Origin of the sequence: Algoriphagus sp., from assembly GCF_024642405.1 — a bacterium.
In the GTDB taxonomy this organism is placed as follows: Bacteria; Bacteroidota; Bacteroidia; order Cytophagales; family Cyclobacteriaceae; genus Algoriphagus.
Genome location: NZ_JAHEBC010000052.1, coordinates 1 through 19,199, shown reverse-complemented (window position 1 = coordinate 19,199; position 19,199 = coordinate 1). Strand labels below are relative to the sequence as shown.

General features: G+C 35.6%; 18 protein-coding genes. 8 read left to right on the top strand and 10 right to left on the bottom strand.

The genetic code is table 11. The features are described 5' to 3' along the window. On the bottom strand, positions 1-1,500 hold a 1,500-nt coding region (locus Q0L68_RS06320; protein ID WP_296700880.1), incomplete at its 3' end, for a DUF1549 domain-containing protein. A 119-nt stretch (positions 1,501-1,619) separates the two neighbouring features. Further along, the gene (locus tag Q0L68_RS06315; RefSeq protein ID WP_296700878.1) at positions 1,620-2,567 is read right to left on the bottom strand and encodes an NAD-dependent epimerase/dehydratase family protein; all 948 of its coding nucleotides are present in this window, start codon (positions 2,565-2,567) and stop codon (positions 1,620-1,622) included. A gap of 151 nt (positions 2,568-2,718) precedes the next feature. On the opposite strand from Q0L68_RS06315, the gene kbl reads away from it, so the two are divergent. Next, positions 2,719-3,915, top strand: coding sequence for a glycine C-acetyltransferase (gene kbl / locus Q0L68_RS06310; RefSeq protein WP_296700877.1), 1,197 nt, complete (start codon positions 2,719-2,721; stop codon positions 3,913-3,915). Positions 3,916-4,121: 206 nt separating this feature from the next. On the opposite strand, the gene Q0L68_RS06305 is transcribed toward kbl, so the two are convergent. The 3 genes from Q0L68_RS06305 to folP all read right to left on the bottom strand — a co-directional run bounded on the left by Q0L68_RS06305 (position 4,122) and on the right by folP (position 6,941). Next, on the bottom strand, positions 4,122-4,847 hold the full coding sequence (locus Q0L68_RS06305) for a DUF5715 family protein (protein ID WP_296700875.1): 726 nt from the start codon (positions 4,845-4,847) through the stop codon (positions 4,122-4,124). A gap of 340 nt (positions 4,848-5,187) precedes the next feature. Beyond that, complete coding sequence (cdaA, locus tag Q0L68_RS06300; protein ID WP_296700874.1) at positions 5,188-6,063, bottom strand: diadenylate cyclase CdaA; 876 nt, start codon at positions 6,061-6,063, stop codon at positions 5,188-5,190. Then, positions 6,060-6,941 (bottom strand): dihydropteroate synthase, encoded by an 882-nt coding sequence (folP, locus tag Q0L68_RS06295; protein ID WP_296700873.1) that lies wholly within the window; start codon positions 6,939-6,941, stop codon positions 6,060-6,062. The genes cdaA and folP overlap by 4 nt, the downstream gene beginning before the upstream one ends. A 16-nt stretch (positions 6,942-6,957) precedes the next feature. Here folP and Q0L68_RS06290 point away from each other — a divergent pair, with 16 nt between their 5' ends. From Q0L68_RS06290 to Q0L68_RS06280, 3 genes are read left to right on the top strand one after another with little or no spacing between them, the layout of a single operon-like run. After that, entirely contained in the window at positions 6,958-7,506 is a 549-nt protein-coding gene (locus Q0L68_RS06290; RefSeq protein ID WP_296700872.1) for a DUF1599 domain-containing protein, read from the top strand. Next, positions 7,499-8,599, top strand: a complete 1,101-nt coding sequence (locus Q0L68_RS06285; protein ID WP_296700870.1) for a BT_3928 family protein — start codon at positions 7,499-7,501, stop codon at positions 8,597-8,599. Before Q0L68_RS06290 ends, Q0L68_RS06285 begins: the two co-directional genes overlap by 8 nt. Continuing rightward, a complete protein-coding gene (locus tag Q0L68_RS06280; RefSeq protein WP_296700868.1) occupies positions 8,596-9,132 on the top strand; it encodes a shikimate kinase in 537 nt (178 codons plus the stop codon). Before Q0L68_RS06285 ends, Q0L68_RS06280 begins: the two co-directional genes overlap by 4 nt. Here Q0L68_RS06280 and Q0L68_RS06275 read toward each other — a convergent pair. Next, positions 9,115-10,626: an OmpP1/FadL family transporter gene (locus Q0L68_RS06275; protein ID WP_296700866.1), complete on the bottom strand. Its 1,512-nt coding sequence runs from the start codon at positions 10,624-10,626 to the stop codon at positions 9,115-9,117. The two genes, Q0L68_RS06280 and Q0L68_RS06275, sit on opposite strands and share 18 nt — an antisense overlap. A 75-nt stretch (positions 10,627-10,701) precedes the next feature. After that, a complete protein-coding gene (locus Q0L68_RS06270; RefSeq protein WP_296700862.1) occupies positions 10,702-12,042 on the bottom strand; it encodes a hypothetical protein in 1,341 nt (446 codons plus the stop codon). A gap of 122 nt (positions 12,043-12,164) precedes the next feature. Here Q0L68_RS06270 and proS point away from each other — a divergent pair, with 122 nt between their 5' ends. The 3 genes from proS to floA all read left to right on the top strand — a co-directional run bounded on the left by proS (position 12,165) and on the right by floA (position 15,206). After that, on the top strand, positions 12,165-13,646 hold the full coding sequence (proS, locus tag Q0L68_RS06265; protein ID WP_296700860.1) for a proline--tRNA ligase: 1,482 nt from the start codon (positions 12,165-12,167) through the stop codon (positions 13,644-13,646). A gap of 89 nt (positions 13,647-13,735) precedes the next feature. Next, entirely contained in the window at positions 13,736-14,194 is a 459-nt protein-coding gene (locus Q0L68_RS06260; protein WP_296700858.1) for an NfeD family protein, read from the top strand. Position 14,195: 1 nt separating this feature from the next. Next, the gene (gene floA / locus Q0L68_RS06255; RefSeq protein ID WP_296700856.1) at positions 14,196-15,206 is read left to right on the top strand and encodes a flotillin-like protein FloA; all 1,011 of its coding nucleotides are present in this window, start codon (positions 14,196-14,198) and stop codon (positions 15,204-15,206) included. A 52-nt stretch (positions 15,207-15,258) separates the two neighbouring features. On the opposite strand, the gene Q0L68_RS06250 is transcribed toward floA, so the two are convergent. Both Q0L68_RS06250 and hemA read right to left on the bottom strand, forming a co-directional pair. Further along, positions 15,259-16,827 carry a WG repeat-containing protein gene (locus Q0L68_RS06250; protein WP_296700855.1) on the bottom strand — a complete coding sequence of 523 codons (1,569 nt, stop codon included), beginning with the start codon at positions 16,825-16,827 and terminating at the stop codon, positions 15,259-15,261. A 96-nt stretch (positions 16,828-16,923) separates the two neighbouring features. Next, positions 16,924-18,192, bottom strand: coding sequence for a glutamyl-tRNA reductase (hemA, locus tag Q0L68_RS06245; protein ID WP_296700854.1), 1,269 nt, complete (start codon positions 18,190-18,192; stop codon positions 16,924-16,926). Between the two features lie 199 nt (positions 18,193-18,391). Here hemA and Q0L68_RS06240 point away from each other — a divergent pair, with 199 nt between their 5' ends. Continuing rightward, positions 18,392-19,072 (top strand): helix-hairpin-helix domain-containing protein, encoded by a 681-nt coding sequence (locus Q0L68_RS06240; protein ID WP_296700853.1) that lies wholly within the window; start codon positions 18,392-18,394, stop codon positions 19,070-19,072. On the opposite strand, the gene Q0L68_RS06235 is transcribed toward Q0L68_RS06240, so the two are convergent. Then, the gene (locus tag Q0L68_RS06235) at positions 19,057-19,191 is read right to left on the bottom strand and encodes a hypothetical protein (protein ID WP_296700882.1); all 135 of its coding nucleotides are present in this window, start codon (positions 19,189-19,191) and stop codon (positions 19,057-19,059) included. The two genes, Q0L68_RS06240 and Q0L68_RS06235, sit on opposite strands and share 16 nt — an antisense overlap. Positions 19,192-19,199 lie beyond the last annotated feature (8 nt).

The window sequence follows — 19,199 nt, the reverse complement described above, 5'->3', positions numbered from 1 at the left end:
AATCGGCTTAAATGGAAAAGCGCTAATTATCTCTCCTTCTGTTTTATTGATAGTAAAGGTTGATAAAACCTCCCCTTTTGGACCATCCTTTTGAATTGTGATTTTACTTCCATCAATACCTGTTGAATAATCCATCAATAGTTGATCAGATCCTTGTGTATTTATATTTCTGAGATAAGCTGAACCGCCAGGCCACATCCCTAGCCATTTGGTATCAATCAATTCAGCTTTGTCAAAATCTGTAGCAATATGGGCTTCGTATTTTGGCTCGAAGAAGGTTAAGAAATCTTTTCTCTTTTTAGCTTCATCGGCCCCTTTATTCTCCTCAACCCAAGAAAGAATCTTATTTATTTCTACTTTATTTGAATCTGAGTAAAACCTAAGTTTTGGTTCTTCATCATGAGTGTCTTCGTCTCTGGTATTATTAAAAAAGGCAGCTGATTCATAAAACTCTTCCTGTTTAATTGGATCATAGGGATGACTATGACATTGGACGCAAGCCATAGTAGTGCTTTGCCAAACTTCGTATGTCGTGTTTAATCGGTCCAGAACAGCAGATACTCTGAATTCTTCATCTTGTGTACCACCTTCATCATTATTCATGGTGTTACGATGAAAGGCAGTAGCAGTTAATTGATCGACTGTAGGATCAGGAAGTAAATCCCCTGCTAATTGTTCAATAGTGAATTCATCAAAGGGTTTGTCCTTATTGAAAGAATTAATGACGTAATCTCTAAAAGGCCAAAGAGTTCTGGAAACATCTCTTTCATAGCCTTTTGTGTCTGCATACCTTGCAAGATCAAGCCACCAGCTTGCCCAGTTCTCACCGTAAGTTGGTTGATCCAAGAGATGGTCTACAGCTTGATCATAACTGATTGCGCCACTTTCATAAAGATTGACAAGGGAGTCTGAAGGAGGTAAGCCTGTTATATCCAGTGCTACTCGCCTTAATAATTTATTGGATTTTTCTTCTGAAGAAAAGGTCAAACCTTGTTCTTCAAGCTTTTCACCAACATAAAAATCGATGGAATTATCGCTGTTTTCGATATTTGGCGAGTTTAATCCAGCTTCTAGCTTTACATCTGGAATATTGGGTTGTGCTACAGGTTCATATGCCCAATGTTTTCCCCAATTTGCACCCTGACGAATCCAGGTTGTGAGAAGTTCGATTTCCTCTTCTGAAAGGGGGGGCTTTTCATAGGGCATTCGTAATTCGGGATCTGACTCAGTAAGTCTTTTAATCAACTCACTATTTTGGGGATCTCCAGGAATAATTGCAGGATGCCCTGATTCTGTAATTGCTAAAGCTTCGTCCTCAAATAAGACACTAAACCCACCATTTTTCTTCACCCCTCCATGACAAGAGATGCAATGTTTATTCAAGATTGGTTTAATCTCTGTGCTGAAGTTTATTTCCTTCTCTTTTCCAAACAATAGAAATCCAATAACAGTAAGGATAACGGATGTCGTTAGAAGGATTATGATTCTGTTATTTGACATGAGTTTAAAGCTAAAAAGGAAATTAGTTATTTTAGATATACTTCAAAAATAGACAGAGCTTTCTGGTCAATTTTCGGCAAAAAAAAGACTTGAAAGAAGGTTTCAAGTCTCAATTATGTTTAGAAAGTAAAATTGGGAAGATTTTCTAAAATGTCTTCTGTCATTTTATTTAAGTCAAATTCCGGTTTCCATCCCCAGTCTTTTTGTGCACAGCTATCATCAATGCTATCTGGCCAAGAATCAGCAATCGCCTGTCTGAAATCTGGGTTATACTCTATTTCAAATTTTGGATTATGCTTTAAAATGCTTTGATAAATTTCCTTTGGAGAAAAACTCATCGCTGAAAGATTATAACTGGATCTGATTTTTACCAAATCTTTTGGTGCTTGCATCAAGTCTAAAGTAGCTTTGATTGCATCTGGCATATACATCATTGGAAGGTAAGAATCCTCTCTTAAGAAACAGTTGAACTTCTCACCTGATAAAGCCTTATGATAGATGTCTACTGCATAATCGGTGGTACCACCGCCTGGAAGTGACTTATATCCGATAAGCCCTGGATATCTCAAGCTTCTTACATCTACATTATATTTTTGGAAATAGTATTCACACCATCTCTCACCAGCCTGCTTTGAAATCCCATAAACGGTATTTGGTTCTTTTACACAATACTGGGGAGTATTGATTTTGGGAGTATTTGGGCCAAAAACTGCAATAGATGAAGGCCAATAAACTTTGTCAAGCTTTAATTCTCTTGCAGTTTCCAAGACAAATAATAGACTATCCATGTTTAAATCCCATGCAAAAAGTGGCCTCTTTTCTCCAGTTGCTGAAAGAACAGCTGCCAAATGATAAATCTGTTTTACATTTTCCTTTTTTATTAAATCCTTAGCGACATCTTGATTCATAATGTCGAGCACTTCAAATCGACAGTAATCAAATTTAGACCTAGCGGCTTCATTTAAATCTGTAGCTATTACTTGCTCACCTCCATAGATATCGCTTAGAGATTTTGTTAGTTCTGAACCAAGCTGTCCAGCAGCTCCGATTACCAGGATTTTTTCCATGTTTTATTTTTCAAAAAACGCCTGAAGCCATGCTTTAGGTTTTTGTTTATATTTGGGATTACGATGGCAAAAGTAAGAAAATTCTAAAGTCTTGTAGGACTTTTTGATTGACGGAAAATAAGAGTTTTTGAACAATTATTAATAAACGAATATGTACGATAGATTAAAACCCAAATTGGTTGAAGAACTAAAAGAGATTGAAGAAGCTGGATTGTTTAAGAAGGAAAGAATTATTACTTCTCCTCAATCGGCTGAAATCACAATTTCGGGAGGGAAAAAAGTTTTAAATTTTTGCGCAAATAACTATTTAGGATTATCCTCTCATCCAAAAGTAATTGAAGCAGCTAAAGCCTCAATTGATACCCATGGTTTTGGATTGTCATCAGTAAGATTTATTTGTGGCACACAAGATATTCATAAGGAGTTAGAAAAGAAGATTTCAGAATTTCTAGGGACTGAAGATACAATTCTTTATGCGGCCGCCTTTGATGCCAATGGAGGTGTATTTGAGCCAATTTTAGGGGCAGAGGATGCTATTATTTCAGATTCCTTAAATCACGCTTCTATTATTGATGGAGTTCGACTTTGTAAGGCAATGAGATTTAGGTATCAGCATAATGATATGGCCGATTTGGAAATCCAATTGAAAGATGCCGATGCAAAAGGAGCGAAACAAAAAATAATTGTTACTGATGGCGTTTTCTCGATGGATGGCACAATTGCTCAATTAGATAAAATTGTTGCACTTGCCGAAAAATATGAAGCTTTGGTAATGTCTGATGAGTGTCATTCTACGGGTTTTATGGGAAAAACTGGTAGAGGAGTTCATGAGCATTGTGGCGTAATGGGGAAAATAGATATCATTACAGGAACCTTAGGAAAAGCATTGGGTGGTGCATCTGGAGGATTTACTTCTGGTAGAAAAGAAATTATAGAGTTACTTCGTCAAAGGTCAAGACCTTATCTTTTTTCAAATACATTAGCGCCTTCCATTACTGGAGCTTCTATCGCTGTTTTTGATTTGTTGACCCATACAACCGAACTCAGAGATAAACTTGAAGAAAATACTACCTATTTCCGAAAGAAAATGACAAATGCTGGCTTTGATATTAAACCTGGGACACATCCAATAGTACCTGTGATGTTATATGATGCCGTTCTTTCACAAAAGATGGCAGAGAAGCTTTTGGAAAAAGGAATTTATGTAATTGGGTTCTATTATCCGGTAGTACCAAAAGGTCAAGCAAGAATTAGAGTTCAAATTTCTGCAGGACATGATCGAGCTCAATTGGATCAGGCAATTGAAGCATTTACTACAGTGGGTAAGGTACTGGGAGTTATTCAGTGATCTCCTAGTGCTTATCAAGAAAGTTTAAAGGATGGCTTATTAAACAGCAAACGAAGCCGGGTTTCTAGTGCAGATTCCCGGTTTTTTTTACACAAAATAAAAGGATCTATTTTGTGCTACTTTTTTGAAAAGCTTGGATTCAAGATTAGGGGATCATTTTGGTAGAAAGTTTTTACGAAAAAAAGCATTCTGATGTCATTAAAAAATTACCTAACCGTTACGTGATAGCAACTTTGTTTTCTTTCTTTGATAAAGAAAATTTTTCCAGATTTTTCAAATTCATTTAAAATCATTTCAAGCTTTTTCTGATTCTTCCTATTCCAGCTTTTCTTTCCGTTAAATCTTATATAAGAGATATCAAATGATGCTCCGTAAGAATGAGAACTAATTCCGTTTGTTGCGTTTTTATTTCTCCTTCGTAAGCTTTTCTGTTGCTCAGGTGTCCGCGTAACAGATGTTAGGGTAAAGTAACTTTCCTCGTCGTTTAACATTTGGAAAGCCCGACCTAATTCCTCAAGAATAGTTTTTGAGTATGGGGTAATGTAAGGATGACTGTGAGTTAATTTCATCACCTCGTATCCCGCCCCTTCACTTATCGGAACTAGCTTTTCCTCTTCAATAAGTTTATTAAAATGATCTTCACTCTCTATTAAACCAAACCCATTGTATTCCGCAGCATAGAGATGCTTGTCATATTCTTTGGTAATTAGTTCCTCGGGAATAGGTGGAATAACACGTGGAACTGGTAACTCTATCTTTATAGGTGCGGGGTTGTTATTTCTTTCGTCAGTTGAACTTGAGGAGTTTGAAAAAGTAGAATAGGTGTCTTTTATTTTTTTTTCTAATTCGGGTATATATCCCTGTGTTGCGAGAGCACCTGCCGAAAAAAGTATAAAAACAGAAACAAGTTGTATTAAACGCTTTTTTTTCATTTGTGAAGATTACTTAGTTTTTCAAGTATAATTGAGGATCAATGCCTGGTAATTGGCAAAGATTAAACCATTTTATCCCTTGGAATAAACTAATTTTCATTATTTAAAGCTGGAATTCATTCATATAAATGAATTTATAATTTCATTTTTTTTAAATAAAAACCCAGAAGAAAATTTTTTGAGGGTTAATTAAATGTATAAGAGGTATCCAAGGCTGAAAAGGATCTAAATAGACAGATAAAGAAAATGAATTAAATAGCACTTAAAAGATCAAATCTGTTATGAATTCAAAAGAAAAAAAAGCTTCATTTTTAGTATAGCCCGAAAATCAATTTCCTTTTTAAGACTTACTGGACATAGCAAGTTTTCTTCGTTTTTTCATTTCATAATCTTCAATGTCCTCAAATTTTGAATCTACATCTTCATTGTTTAAGTAATCATTGATTGTTTCTCTGACTTCTTGAAAAGACATATTATGAAGGACTTTGCCATTTTTTGCCATAGAGAGTTGACCAGTCTCTTCTGAAACAATTAAAATCAAGGTGTCAGTTGCTTCTGACATACCAATTCCTGCCCTATGCCGCAAACCAAATTGTGCTGGAACCTCTCTCTCTGTCACGGGAAGAATACACCTTGCTGCTTTAATTTTGCCATTGTAAATAATAACAGCCCCATCATGGAGTGGACTATATTTATTGAAAATCGAAATCAATAATCTTTTGGAAAGTTCAGCATCTAGGATGTCTCCACTTTCTGCATAGAATTTAAGCTCGGTGCTTTTTGAAATGACCATCAAGGCCCCTGTATTACTACCTGCCAAAGTTTTAGAGGCATCAATAATAGGACTGATATTAAAAACAGAATTCTCTCTTTTTCTCCAAAAGAAAAGAAGGTCTTTCCACATATTATCATCTGATAGAAAAGAGGATCTTCCAATTAATAAGAGAAATTTTCTTATTTCTGGTGCAAAAATAATAATTGCTGTGATCACACCTACTCCCATAAATTCTCCAAGAATCGAGGACAGTAACTCCATTCGAAGTGCTCTTACCAGAAGGTATATCAAATAAATCGATAGGAAACCTAAAAATATTTTAATAGCAACACTTCCCTTTAGTAATTTGTAAATCTGATATAATAGCGCAGCAACCATTGCAATATCTATCATATTGACAATGGAGATGTCTAAAAATCCTATTTTAAATAGTAATGTCAAGGGTAAATTGTGTTGAATAATTTAATTGTTTCTTTTGCTTCTTTAACGTCATGTACTCTTAGGATGTTTGCGCCTTGACAAAGCGAAAACATATTCAATGCTGTAGTCCCATTTAATGCTTCATCTGCATTATTTTCAAGTGTTTTATAAATCATGGATTTACGAGAAACACCCACTAAAACCGGGGTTGATAAACATCGAAACTGGCTTAAATTTTTTAGCAAAAAATAATTCTGTTCAATAGATTTTGCAAATCCAAAGCCAGGATCAATAATTACATCTTTAATGCCAAACTTTTTGAATTGATCCAGTTTTTCAGAGAAATAATTCAATATTTCCCCTAAAATATCAGAATAATTTGTTAGTTGTTGCATATTCGTTGGATTTCCACGCATATGCATCGCTATGTAGGGGGTTTTTAATGATCCTATTAAAGGAATCATGTCCTGATCCAAATCCCCTGAAGAAATATCATTGACGATATGTGCACCGGACTTAATTGAGATCTCTGCAACTTTTGCCCGAAACGTATCAACTGAAATTAAAGTATTAGGATAATTTTTTGAAATCCATTCGATTACAGGAATAACCCGTTTTAATTCTTCTGATTCAGAGACTTCATCAGCTCCTGGTCGACTACTATAACCTCCTACATCGACAATATCTGCCCCATCAGAAATTATTTTCCCAACTTGTTCAGCAAAGTCTTTTGAAGTAATATTGGTTCTACTTCTTCCAAAAAAAGAGTCAGGAGTCACATTTAATATACCCATAATCTTTGGACTGTCCCAAACCTGGAGCTGTCCGTTGATTTGAAATGTATATTTTTGGGGAAATAATCTATCTTCGAAAGAAGAAACTCCCTTAACCGGAAACATTAAACTGTTATAAAATTTGGAGACGCTAACTAGCAACGAATATACACAAGTTATAAGCCGTTGTAAAGAATTATTTCGTAAGAAAACTATTGATTATGGTACTGCATGGCGAATATTGAGACTTTCTTCTATCACAGACCAGATATTTATTAAAGCTCAAAGGATTCGCTCCATTCAAGAAAAAGGAAGCCAAAAAGTAAATGATCCTATTGTTGATGAGTTTGTAGGTATTATCAATTACTGTTTGATTGCCTTACTTCAGATTAGTTTTTCAAAGGATGAAAGAATGGATATACCTTTTGATGATCTGGAACCGGTTTATGACAAATGGGTGACGGAAACAAAAGGACTATTGGAAAATAAAAACCATGATTACGGCGAAGCCTGGCGTGAAATGCGAGTTAGTTCTATGACTGACATTATACTAATGAAATTATTGCGAGTTAAACAGATTGAAGATAATGCCGGTCAAACTTTAGTTTCGGAAGGAATTGAGGCGAACTATCAGGACATGATTAATTACTCTGTTTTTTGTTTGATTAAAATAGGATATCACCATGATTAAAGAAAGCTTTCTTTGGGTTCTCCGCTTATTGGTGGGAGGATTATTTATTTTTTCGGGATTGATCAAAGTGAATGATCCAGTTGGGACATCGATCAAACTAGAAGAATATTTTGATGTGTTTTCTAATGATATAGCAGGTTTTTTCTCAATTTTTGAGCCTTTTGCACTACCTATAGGCGTGTTTTTGGTTGTATTGGAAGTTGGTCTTGGGGTAATGCTTATACTCGGTGTTAAGAGCAAATTTACTGTATGGTCATTAGGTATAATGATCTTGTTTTTTACTTTTCTAACCTTCTATTCCGCCTATTTTAATAAGGTAACTGATTGTGGTTGCTTTGGTGATGCAATAAAACTTACCCCTTGGGAGTCCTTTTATAAGGATATTATTCTTTTGGTATTGATTGCAATTTTACTTCTTTTCAAAGATGATTTACCTCAAAGTTCTCCTATATGGGCTAAAGGCATCGTTGGTTTTGCATTACTTTCTTCTTTTATCCTTTCTATAATTGCTATTAGAAATTTGCCTTTCATTGATTTTAGAGCCTATAAAGTTGGAGTAAATATTTCAAAAGCGATGGAGCCATCAGCACCGCTAATTTATTCTTATGTGATGAAAAAGGATGGAGAAACAGTTGTATTAGATCAATATCCTTCAGATGAAAGCTATGAGTTTGTGGAAATGAATCTAAAAAACCCAGAAAACCTACCAAAGATTTCAGATTTTGCAGTTTGGAATGAGGATGGTGATTATTCTCAGGAAATGTTTTCAGGAAATAAGGTAGTGATTTTAGTGAGCAGTATGCCAAAGATGAGTGAGGCAAACCTTGATAATATTGATAATTTAATAGAAAGTTTAAAAGACTCTCCTGTAGAAGTAGTTTTTGTTGCCGCGGCGGCTGAAGAAGAAATTATTGATCTAAAAGTTAAGAGAGGGTGGGAGATTACCAGTCTCCAAGCAGATGCAACCGTTGTAAAAACTATTATTCGCTCCAACCCGGGAATTTTAGTCTTAAAAGAAGGTGTTGTACTTGGTAAATATCATCATAATAATACGCCGGATGCCTCGGAGGTAATCGACCTTTTTGTTAAATGAAAAAGGAGCTCAAAGTTGTTTTGATTGGATTACCCGGTTCTGGGAAAAGTACATTTGGTAAGCAATTAGCATCTACCTTAAATTTCCCTTTTTACGATCTTGATAGTTTGGTTGAGGAAAATTCCCAAATGAAAATTCCAGATATTTTCAATAAGCTTGGTGAAGGTCAATTTCGAGCGTGGGAAACAGAATCTTTAAAAAGAATTTTGGAATCACAGCAATCATATGTATTAGCATCAGGCGGGGGCTGCCCCTGCTTTAATGATAATATGGATTTAATAAATGAATATGGTGTTTCTGTTTATTTAGATGTCCCATTAGGGGAAATTTCAAAAAGACTGGGAGTTTCTAAAATTCAAAATAGGCCTATGTTTCAGGATTTAGATAGGGTGGAAATCAACATGAAACTAAAAAGCCTTCTTTCCGAAAGGGAATATTTTTATGATCAGGCAAAAATAAAGCTCAGCGGTGAAGATTTTTCCGCTGAGCTTTTAATGTCTGAATTGATAAATCTCCTAAAAACTAAAGCCTAGAGTAAGCATTCCAGTAAATATTTTATTTTCAAGCTCTGTTACTGGGCCAATATTGTTGTTTTGAGAATCAAGTACTTGATAGCTACTATATAACCCATTATTTTTTTGGCTGATTAAAGCCAAATCGATTGAGAAGTTATTTAGTTTAGCTCCTACACCTCCACTAATTTGGTTTGTGCTTCTATCAAAATCTGAATTTGCTATTGGATCTCCAAAATAAGCATAACCGCCTCTTAACCTGATTTTATCTATTCTAAATTCTGCTCCTAGCCTATAATTTAAGGTGCTAGAATAAGTGCTTTTAATTACTTCATTATCTGGACCCTCATCAAAATCTCGGCTTTTGATATTTGCATTACTATAATCCACAAAATCAACATCAGCTGAAATAAACCCATTTTTACCGAGAAAGAATGTTGCCCCACCGCCTATCCTAAGAGGGGTATTTAAGTTGTACGAACCTACGATATAGTCAGAAAGAGCTTCAACTCGACCTAATATAATATCTTCCTGCTCAAACTCATAGTTATCATAATTAGCATTCATACTTGCCTCATATTCTTCATTGAAGGCATACCATGTAGGAGATTGGAATGAGAAACCTAGATTTAAATAGTCTATTGGTTTAAAAATAATACCTAGGTTTAAATTAATCCCTGAACCATTTATGAATAATCTTTCAGCCAATGCTGAATTTATTAAAGGTCCATCAGGAAATTCCTCATTATAATTTTTTCTCGAAGTAAAAGATAAGTTTCTGATTCCTAATGCTCCACCGACAAATAATTTGTGATTGAAATTGGCTCCATAGCTGAATGTAATTTGATTTGAACTACCTTCTTGAGTTATATTTTCATCTTGGAATGGGAATCCTGTCACAAAAGAGTCATATGTATCAGGGTCGTTAATAGGATTTCCATCATCATCAAAAATCACTGGATTGATTTGATACGTGGAATAAGCAAGTCCTGTAAGTCCAAAAGATTCAATCTGACTTTCTCGAATACCATTTGCGTCCTGTAAATAAAAATCAATAATAGAAGTATTTCCGATTTGATCAGAAAAGAATCCATATTCCGTGTTGAAATTGGCAAGTCTTTGAAGACTGATCCCAAAAGCACCTCCTTTGAATGCACCGCTGCCTAATCCTTCTTTTGGATTGGCCATTACATAACTCAGATTTGGGAGATTGAAATTTGAAGTATTATAGGATTTGTTTTGACCGAGATAAGAAGTGTTTACGGCCCAATCTGAATATCCAATTGATATGCTAGCTTCTGAAGTTCTGAAAAAGCCAAGTCCTGCTGGATTTCCTGATATATTTGAAACATCTCCTCCTAGTGACCATTGAGTGCCTCCTATAGCCATAATTCGGGACGATCCCCCGGGTTTTACATGGCTGAATCGATAAGCATCTTCATAATATCCACTTTGTCCGAAAAGTAAATTGGAAGTAAAAAGAAGACAAGAGAAAATAAGGATTGTTAACCTCATTGAATCAGTAATTTGTTTTATTAATAACGGCTTTCGATGCCAAATGTGACAGAATAGTTCAAAAAAAAAGGGGAATTAATTTCCCCTTCCTCCTCTGGATGATCCGCTGGAGACACTGCCTCCGCTACTTCTAGATCCTCCAGTGCTCATGCCGCTACTTCCTGAGCTTCTGCTAGGTGTGCTAAATGAATTCGAGTTACTCCTGCTTGGAGTGGACATTCTTGATGGTGTACCATAAGAAGGGCTCGTTCTGGAAGGAATATTACTTCTGTTGTAAGAAGGACTCGAAGATCTGTTGTAAGAAGGATTCGAAGAACCTCTATTATAAGCCCCATTATTTCTGCTTGGGCTGTAATAAGAATTAGATGATCTTGAGTTAGTGTTTGAATAACTTGGTCTAGCAGAAGGCATTGCACTTCGTGAGCGAGTAGCGCTTCTGGTAATTGCAGGAGAACTAACATTTCTAGTTGTTCCTACTCGTGACCTTCCATTTGAATAATAATCATTTTGAGAATTTCCAAATTGTCTAGAAGCCGATCTGGTATTTGTTCCAGAAACCAAACTTCTATTAGAGGGAGAATTTACTGCTTCTCTTCTTGCTTGTGCTCTAGAAGTGCTAGGCAATATCGCTGAACTTCTTGAGTTAGAAGAAGCGGTTGCTAAACCTCCACCTCTTGAAGCTCTAGCCCCTCTCACAACTCTTCTATCTCCATATTCGCCGCCAGGTAAAACATAAATAGGTCTATTATAACCATAGCCTGGGTAAAAACCATAACCTGGATATCCATAGCCTGGATAACCGAATCCTGGATATCCACCCCATCCAAAACTTGGTCCCCACATAGAACCATATCCGAAACCAAAACCAATTCCAATACCTATATTAAATCCTGGTCTAAAGCCAAAAGATGGATACATCATACCAGGCATGAAAAATGGATCGTAGAATGGATTATAATACCCCATGCCCCATGGACTAAATCCACCCATATAACCGATATTAAAGGACATTGATGGGTAAAAACCAGATCCAAAGGATGAATTAGAATTGTTTACTCTATAATTATCATATGCATTTATATCTCCTTCTCCAGAAGTCTCTATCCCCTCATCGAAATAAACCATATCATTTGAAGCGGTATCCTCAACAGTTGTATATCTAGCGATATATTCAGGATTTACGTTTCGAGAACTGAAATTTTCCCCTTTGTAAGATTCTGAATTTAAAGATCCTAAACTTTCAAAAGATTCAGGATTATTATTTTGTACGGCAAATTCAGTCGCTATTCTCGCGTCTGAAGCCATAAAATACAAGTTATCTTGTTCTCCTGTGGTTGCTAGTTTATTAGTGCTACAAGCACTCATAGAAAGAGCTCCTAGAATTAAAGAAGATGTGAATAATGAAATTTTCTTCATAGTTCAAGTTAGATTGTTACTTTCTTATACGCAGTCAAAAGTGAAGGGTTATACTTTTTACTTTATATTTGCCCTGCTCAATTTAGCAAAAATAAGTACAAAAAGCATCTCAATCAATTATAATGAGTAAAGGACTACCTAAGAGAAGTGAAGATTATTCACTTTGGTATAATGAATTAGTAAAAAAAGCTGACTTGGCTGAGAATTCAGCTGTTAGAGGGTGTATGATCATTAAGCCTTATGGATATTCCATCTGGGAAAAAATGCAGGCCGAATTAGATAGAATGTTTAAGGAAACGGGGCATACTAATGCATATTTTCCACTATTTATTCCAAAATCATTTTTGAGTAAGGAAGCAAGTCATGTAGAAGGTTTCGCCAAAGAATGTGCTGTTGTAACTCATTATAGGTTGAAAAATTCAGAGGATGGAAGTGGAGTAATCGTAGATCCTGAGGCAAAATTGGAAGAGGAATTAATCGTTAGACCTACTTCAGAAACTATTATTTGGAGTACATATAAAAACTGGATTCAATCCTATCGTGATTTACCTTTGTTGGTTAATCAATGGGCAAATGTGGTCAGATGGGAAATGAGGACTAGATTATTTCTTAGAACTGCAGAATTTCTATGGCAAGAAGGTCATACTGCCCATTCTACAGCTCAAGAAGCTAAGGATGAAACCATGCAAATGATGAATGTTTACGCACAATTTGCTGAAGAATTCATGGCACTACCAGTGGTAAGAGGTAGAAAAACTGCTAACGAACGATTTGCCGGTGCTGAGGATACCTTATGTATTGAGGCGATGATGCAAGATGGAAAGGCACTTCAAGCTGGAACGTCTCATTTCCTAGGTCAAAATTTCGCAAAAGCTTTTGATGTGAAATTCGCCACAAAAGATGGGGGTTTGGATTATGTTTGGGGGACATCATGGGGAGTAAGTACAAGATTGATGGGGGCATTGATAATGGCTCACTCGGACGATAATGGATTGGTTTTGCCTCCGAAATTGGCTCCTATTCAAGTTGTCATTATTCCAATCTACAGAAAAGATGAAGAATTTGAGGCTATTTCCGAAAAAGCGAATGAAATCATGGCTGAGCTAAGGAAAGAAGGAATTTCGGTGAAATTTGATAATAGAGATACCCATAAGCCAGGTTTTAAATTCGCAGAGTATGAACTTAAGGGCGTGCCTTTGAGAATTGCGATAGGGCCTAGAGATTTAGAAAATGGAACAGTTGAAATCGCACGAAGAGATAATCTTACAAAATCTCAGTTTGAATTAGCCTCTCAACCAATTGCTGAGAAAATTGGTGGAATGCTAGAAGAAATACAAAAATCAATTTATTCCAAAGCTTTTGATTTTAGAGAAGAGATGATTACTGAAGTAAACTCTTGGGATGAATTTAAAGATGTAATTGACAAAAAAGGAGGGTTTATTTCTGCTCATTGGGATGGAACACCTGAAACAGAAGATAAGATTAAAGATCTGACCAAAGCCACAATAAGATGCATCCCTTTCGCAAGGAAAGCCGAATCAGGATCATGTGTCTTAACTGGCAATGCCTCAGAAGGAAGAGTCTATTTTGCTAAAGCATATTAAATTAAAACCCGGAATTTTCCGGGTTTTTTTGGTTTTATAGGATACACTATTAAGGATTCTCGTATTTTAGAATTCCAATCTTACTTGAGATGACAATAATTATTTTATCAACTTTACTTCTAATAGGTTTAATCCTGATGGTAGCGGAAGTGCTTTTCGTTCCCGGTACTACAATAGTTGGGGTTTTTGGCTTAATTGTAAGCTTAGTTGGTATCGTATATGCATTTTTATCATTCGACACTGGTACAGCATGGCTTATTTCAGGAGTTGCTGTTTTATTGAATCTAACTGCCATAGTATATAGTTTTAGATCAGGTGTCTGGAATAAGTTTTCTCTTAAAGAAACAAATGAGGGAGGAGCTTTTGATGGTAGAATAATTGGGCTTCAGGTAGGAATGCCAGGAAAAGCAACCTCAGACATTAAACCAATCGGAAAAGCTATGATTGGAGAAAAAATATATGAGGTAAAATCCGAATCTGGATTTATTCCTGTAGGGACAGAAATCATCATAATAAAAATTTTAAATAATAAAATCATAGTCAAATAATATGGATCCAAATAGCTCTTTGTTTATTCTGATTGCTGCAGTAGCAGGGATCGTTTTACTGTTTATTTTCCTTTATTTCGTGCCTGTTAATCTTTGGATTACAGCTCAGTTTTCAAATGTCAGAGTAGGTTTGTTGGAACTGGTAGGAATGAGAATCAGAAAGGTTCCACCAAGTATTATAGTCAATTCTATGATTACTGCTACTAAGGCAGGTTTACAACTGACTACAAATGATTTGGAAACGCACTTTTTGGCTGGAGGTAATGTCCCAAATGTAATTAGAGCGTTAATTTCTGCAGATAAGGCTAACATTACACTTTCTTTTAAACAAGCGACTGCAATAGATTTGGCAGGTAGAGATGTATTTGAAGCTGTTCAGATTTCTGTAAATCCCAAAGTAATTAACACCCCGAATGTAGCTGCTGTTGCAGCAGATGGAATTCAATTAATAGCTAAAGCAAGAGTGACCGTTCGAGCCAATATTGCTCAATTAGTCGGGGGTGCTGGCGAAGAGACTATTCTAGCTAGGGTAGGAGAAGGGATTGTTACCTCTATCGGTTCGGCGTCAAATCATAAAAGCGTTTTGGAAAACCCAGATAAGATTTCTAAACTGGTTTTGGAGAGAGGACTGGATGCAGGAACTGCATTTGAAATTCTTTCCATAGATATCGCAGATATCGACGTTGGAACTAACATCGGTGCTAAATTACAGATTGATCAGGCCTCAGCCGATTTGAAAGTTGCTGAAGCAAAAGCAGAGGAAAGAAGAGCAATGGCTGTGGCACTTGAACAAGAAATGCGAGCCAAGAATGTTGAAATGCGAGCGAAAGTTGTCGAAGCGGAAGCCGAAGTGCCCAAAGCATTGGCAGAAGCCTTTAGAAGTGGTCAATTAGGTGTCATGGATTATTACCGAATGGAAAATATAAAATCCGATACTTCGATGAGAGATTCTATCGCCAAATCTGATTCAGATTCTAAGGATTCTGGAAAAGGGAAATCTGATAAAAAATAAAAAAAGGACTTTGATTTGCCCCCAAAAAGTTAGACGCTTATTGGGGGCTAGTTCACTTCATTCCCTTTTTATTTTTTTTTCCATTTGTTTCAACTTCTACGACTACTACGGGTTCGTAAAGATTTTTTGTTAATATTTTACCCGAGCCAGAATCTATCAGAATATTTTCAAAAGCGACAGGTAAAAGTATTTCTCCTGAATCAGAAATTAATCCCGCTTTTCCCTGATTTCTGACAATATTTAAATTGCTTTGAGTTCTTTGAATAGTTTCGAATTCCAAAGGGATTAATTCCTTTCCTTGAGGATCAAGAATTCCGGATTTCTCACCTTTTTCTACAATAAAATAGCCATCACTTGCCCTTAAGATTTGATCAAAAAAATCTTGATTAATGGTTTCCCCATTCCTATTTAGTAGATAATAATGATTATTAGATTGTACGATTGAAAAACCTTTAGAGTATGGTTTTACTTCATCCCAAACCGCATCCTCAATTAATTCACCATTCGCTCTAATCACACCCCATTTTCCGTTTTGTTTAAATGATGCCAGGGATTCTGAGAATAATGTGACCTCCTCAAATTGGGGATCTATCATCCATTCCCCATCTGAATTAACAAACCCCTTTTTGCCATTCTCAATAGCTGGGAAAAGGCCATCAGACCCTAAAAGTATTTTATCCAATGGTTTGTTTGGTTTTACCAACCATCCCTTTTTACTCAATAATCCAAGGTTTCCATCTCGAAATCTCACATTGTATACATCCTCATCAATCAATATTACTTCTTCAATTCCGACGGCATCTAATAGGATCCCATCTTCTTCCATTACTCTTCTTAGTTTGCCATGGATATATTCTAACATGACACCGTTTTCAAGTGTAATCTTATGAAATGAATTATATCTAACATTAGCCTTTATATCACCACCCTCAATCAACAGAAATTGATTTTCATCGAAGCCAAAATAAAAATTACCTTTATTATGTTTCAACTCATCTACAACAGGATCCATAACATAGTCACCTTCACGGTTGATAAGACCAAATCCAGATTCTTCTTTTGTTAATAAAAAGTCCCCGTCTGAATCTTCTAGTAGCTGAAATGATTTTTGTCCGGATTTAGACAAAGGAATAAAATATTCGTTTCCGATTTTCGTGATAAGCATCCCTGTTTTTGTAAGCTTTGCATCGTCAAGCTTACCAAGGGAAGTTGTCTTTCCGCTACCTCTTTCAAAAATCCAATAATTAGTGCCTTTTCTCGCCAAAAGCAAATTAAAATAAGTCTGTATCTCATCGTATTCCAATGGAAGGACTTGTTGACCATATTCATGAAATGCACCAATTCCATTCGGCCCTTTGACTAAAATCCATGGCTCTAGATATTGATAAACTTCATTTCCTATAAGCGAAACAGCTGGTTTAAGGTCCGCTGAAAGTAAACTAAGAACTGAATCTTTTTTTCCTATTCTAACGGTTTCACTAAGCAAATCTACCTCATCATAAATTAATCGACTCTGTAACTTATACTCACCATCATAAACTTCCCATGTTTGAGCTTGAGAAAAAAAAGAAAAAAATAAACAGAAAATAAATGAGCCGATTACTATATATTTTACATTCATTCTTTTTGTGGAAGGATTTTAAATGAGGGTCCCAAATATAAAATGACCAAAGGTTTTTACAATCCTTTGGTCATTTCTCTTTATCGGTTCGATAATTTATTTTTCTTTATTTTCTCTATCCAAATCAAAAAGGTCAGAAATAAACTCAATCATTTCTTCCGCCTGATCTCTTTGGCAAGCAGCTCTCAGTTGAACTACGGGAACTTTAAGAATTTTCTGCATCATACTTTTTGTGATTTTGTCAATCACAGCATATTCTTTCTCATCTGCATTTTTTAAATATCTACTTAATTCTTCACGACGAATTTGTTCAAGAGTCTGTTTTAGTTTGTTGATGGTTGGAGAGACCATCATTTCTTTTTTCCAACTATAAAACTCTTCTATGCTTTCATTGATAATCTCTTCTACATGAGGGATTGCAGCAAGTCTTCTCTCCAGAGCTTCTGAAGTTTTACTTCTGATATTATCAACGTTATAAAGAATAACTCCAGGGACATCTTCCACTGAAGTTTCAATGCTCCTAGGTACAGAAAGATCCACTAAAAGTTTATAACTAGCAATTTCAAATTGCTTAATAAGATCTTTTGTGATAAAAGGCTCATTTCTCATAATCGAGCAAACTATCACATCAGCTTCTGAGATTGCATCGATGCAATTTTCGAAGGGAACAACCTCAAAACCCAAAGGAATAGCAATTTCTTCAGCTTTCGAAAGAGTCCTGTTAGTTATCGTGACTTTGGCGTTGGGAAGATGAACCATATTTTTAGCGACATCTTCTCCTATTTCTCCAACACCTATCAAAAGAATTCTCGGTTGGTAAGTATTTAATGTGAGGCTCTCGATAAGTTCGATCGCAGCATAAGATAAAGAAGCAGCTCCTTCCCTAAAACTAGTCTCCTGTACAATTCTTTTGTTTGTAAAGAATACCGTATGCATTAATCTATGTAAAAATGGACCAGCCATTTCAAGGTCAGCTGAAGCCTGATAGGCTCTTTTTACCTGATTAGATATTTGAATATCACCGACAACCTGTGCCTCTAAACCCATTGCAACTCTAAAAAGGTGGGAGATCGCAGTTCTATCGTTGTCGTAAATCTTAAAATATTCTAGGTAATTGACTACGTCAGGCAGACCTTTTTCTAGCCCTACCAATTTTATAATTTCGGTACTTAGGTCAAGATCATGACTATAGTACACTTCTGTACGGTTGCAGGTAGATAAGATCAACACATCATTGAGGCTGAAGAAATCTTTCAACTTCAATAAAATGCGCTGTATTTCCTGATCACTGAGAGCTATAATCTCTCGGATCTGAACAGGTGCTGTTTTATGTGATAAACTTAATGCTCTAAACTTAATTTGCATAGTAACAAAACTTGCTTCGCAAATTTAACAGACAAAGAAACTATAAGGGTTCTTTTTGTGAAACGAAATTTCAATTTGTAATCAATCTAAATAAGATCTGGTTATTTTATTCTCGATTATTGAATTTTGAATTAAGAAGTTAATATTCTTAAATTATCAGTAATTGAAATACTCCAACATTATATTTCACTAATTTTTTATGAAACGAAATATTTTTTTCTGGCTCAAATCTTACCTAGGTTTTTCCAATAAAGAATCAAGAGGGTTTTTATTCTTAATCCCATTCCTTTCCCTATTGATTTTATTTCCCTCAATCTACCAAATTTTTAAAGTAAAAGAAGCTAAAGAATACCAAATCACTTATCTAAAGAAATTGGATTCACTTAGAAATTCAAAAGTTGAATTAAAAGCCTCTCCTAATCTAGTTTTTAATCCTGAGGATACGGTTAAAATTAAATCTGACACGAAAAAGTTCGATAACCTTAAACGAATTTCTTTGAATGATGCTGATTCTGTAACACTTCAAATTGTTCCTGGAATTGGACCTAGTATCGCAGGGAGAATAATAAAGTATAAAAATCAGTTAGGAGGATTTCACGATTCCTCACAGCTAGGAGAGGTTTTTGGTTTAAAACCTGAAATTGTGGATGCTATATGGGAATACTTCGATTTTGAACCATTGATTTTTAGAAAAATCGAAATAAATAATATCGAGATTTCGGACTTGGCAAAGCATCCTTATTTTTCCTATTCCGAAGCCAAAGTGATTTTAGCGTACAAGAATCAACACGGAGATTATAAAAGCGTTGACGATTTGAAAGGTATAATAATTTTCAAACCTGAATGGATACATAAAATAGGACCTTACTTAACCTTTTGATACACGGTCTTTCCACCAATTACTGTTGCCCAAATCGGTAATTCCCGCAAATTATTGGCATCCTCAACCATAATATCATTTTCCATAATGACTAAATCTGCCAGCTTACCAGGTTCAATACTTCCTT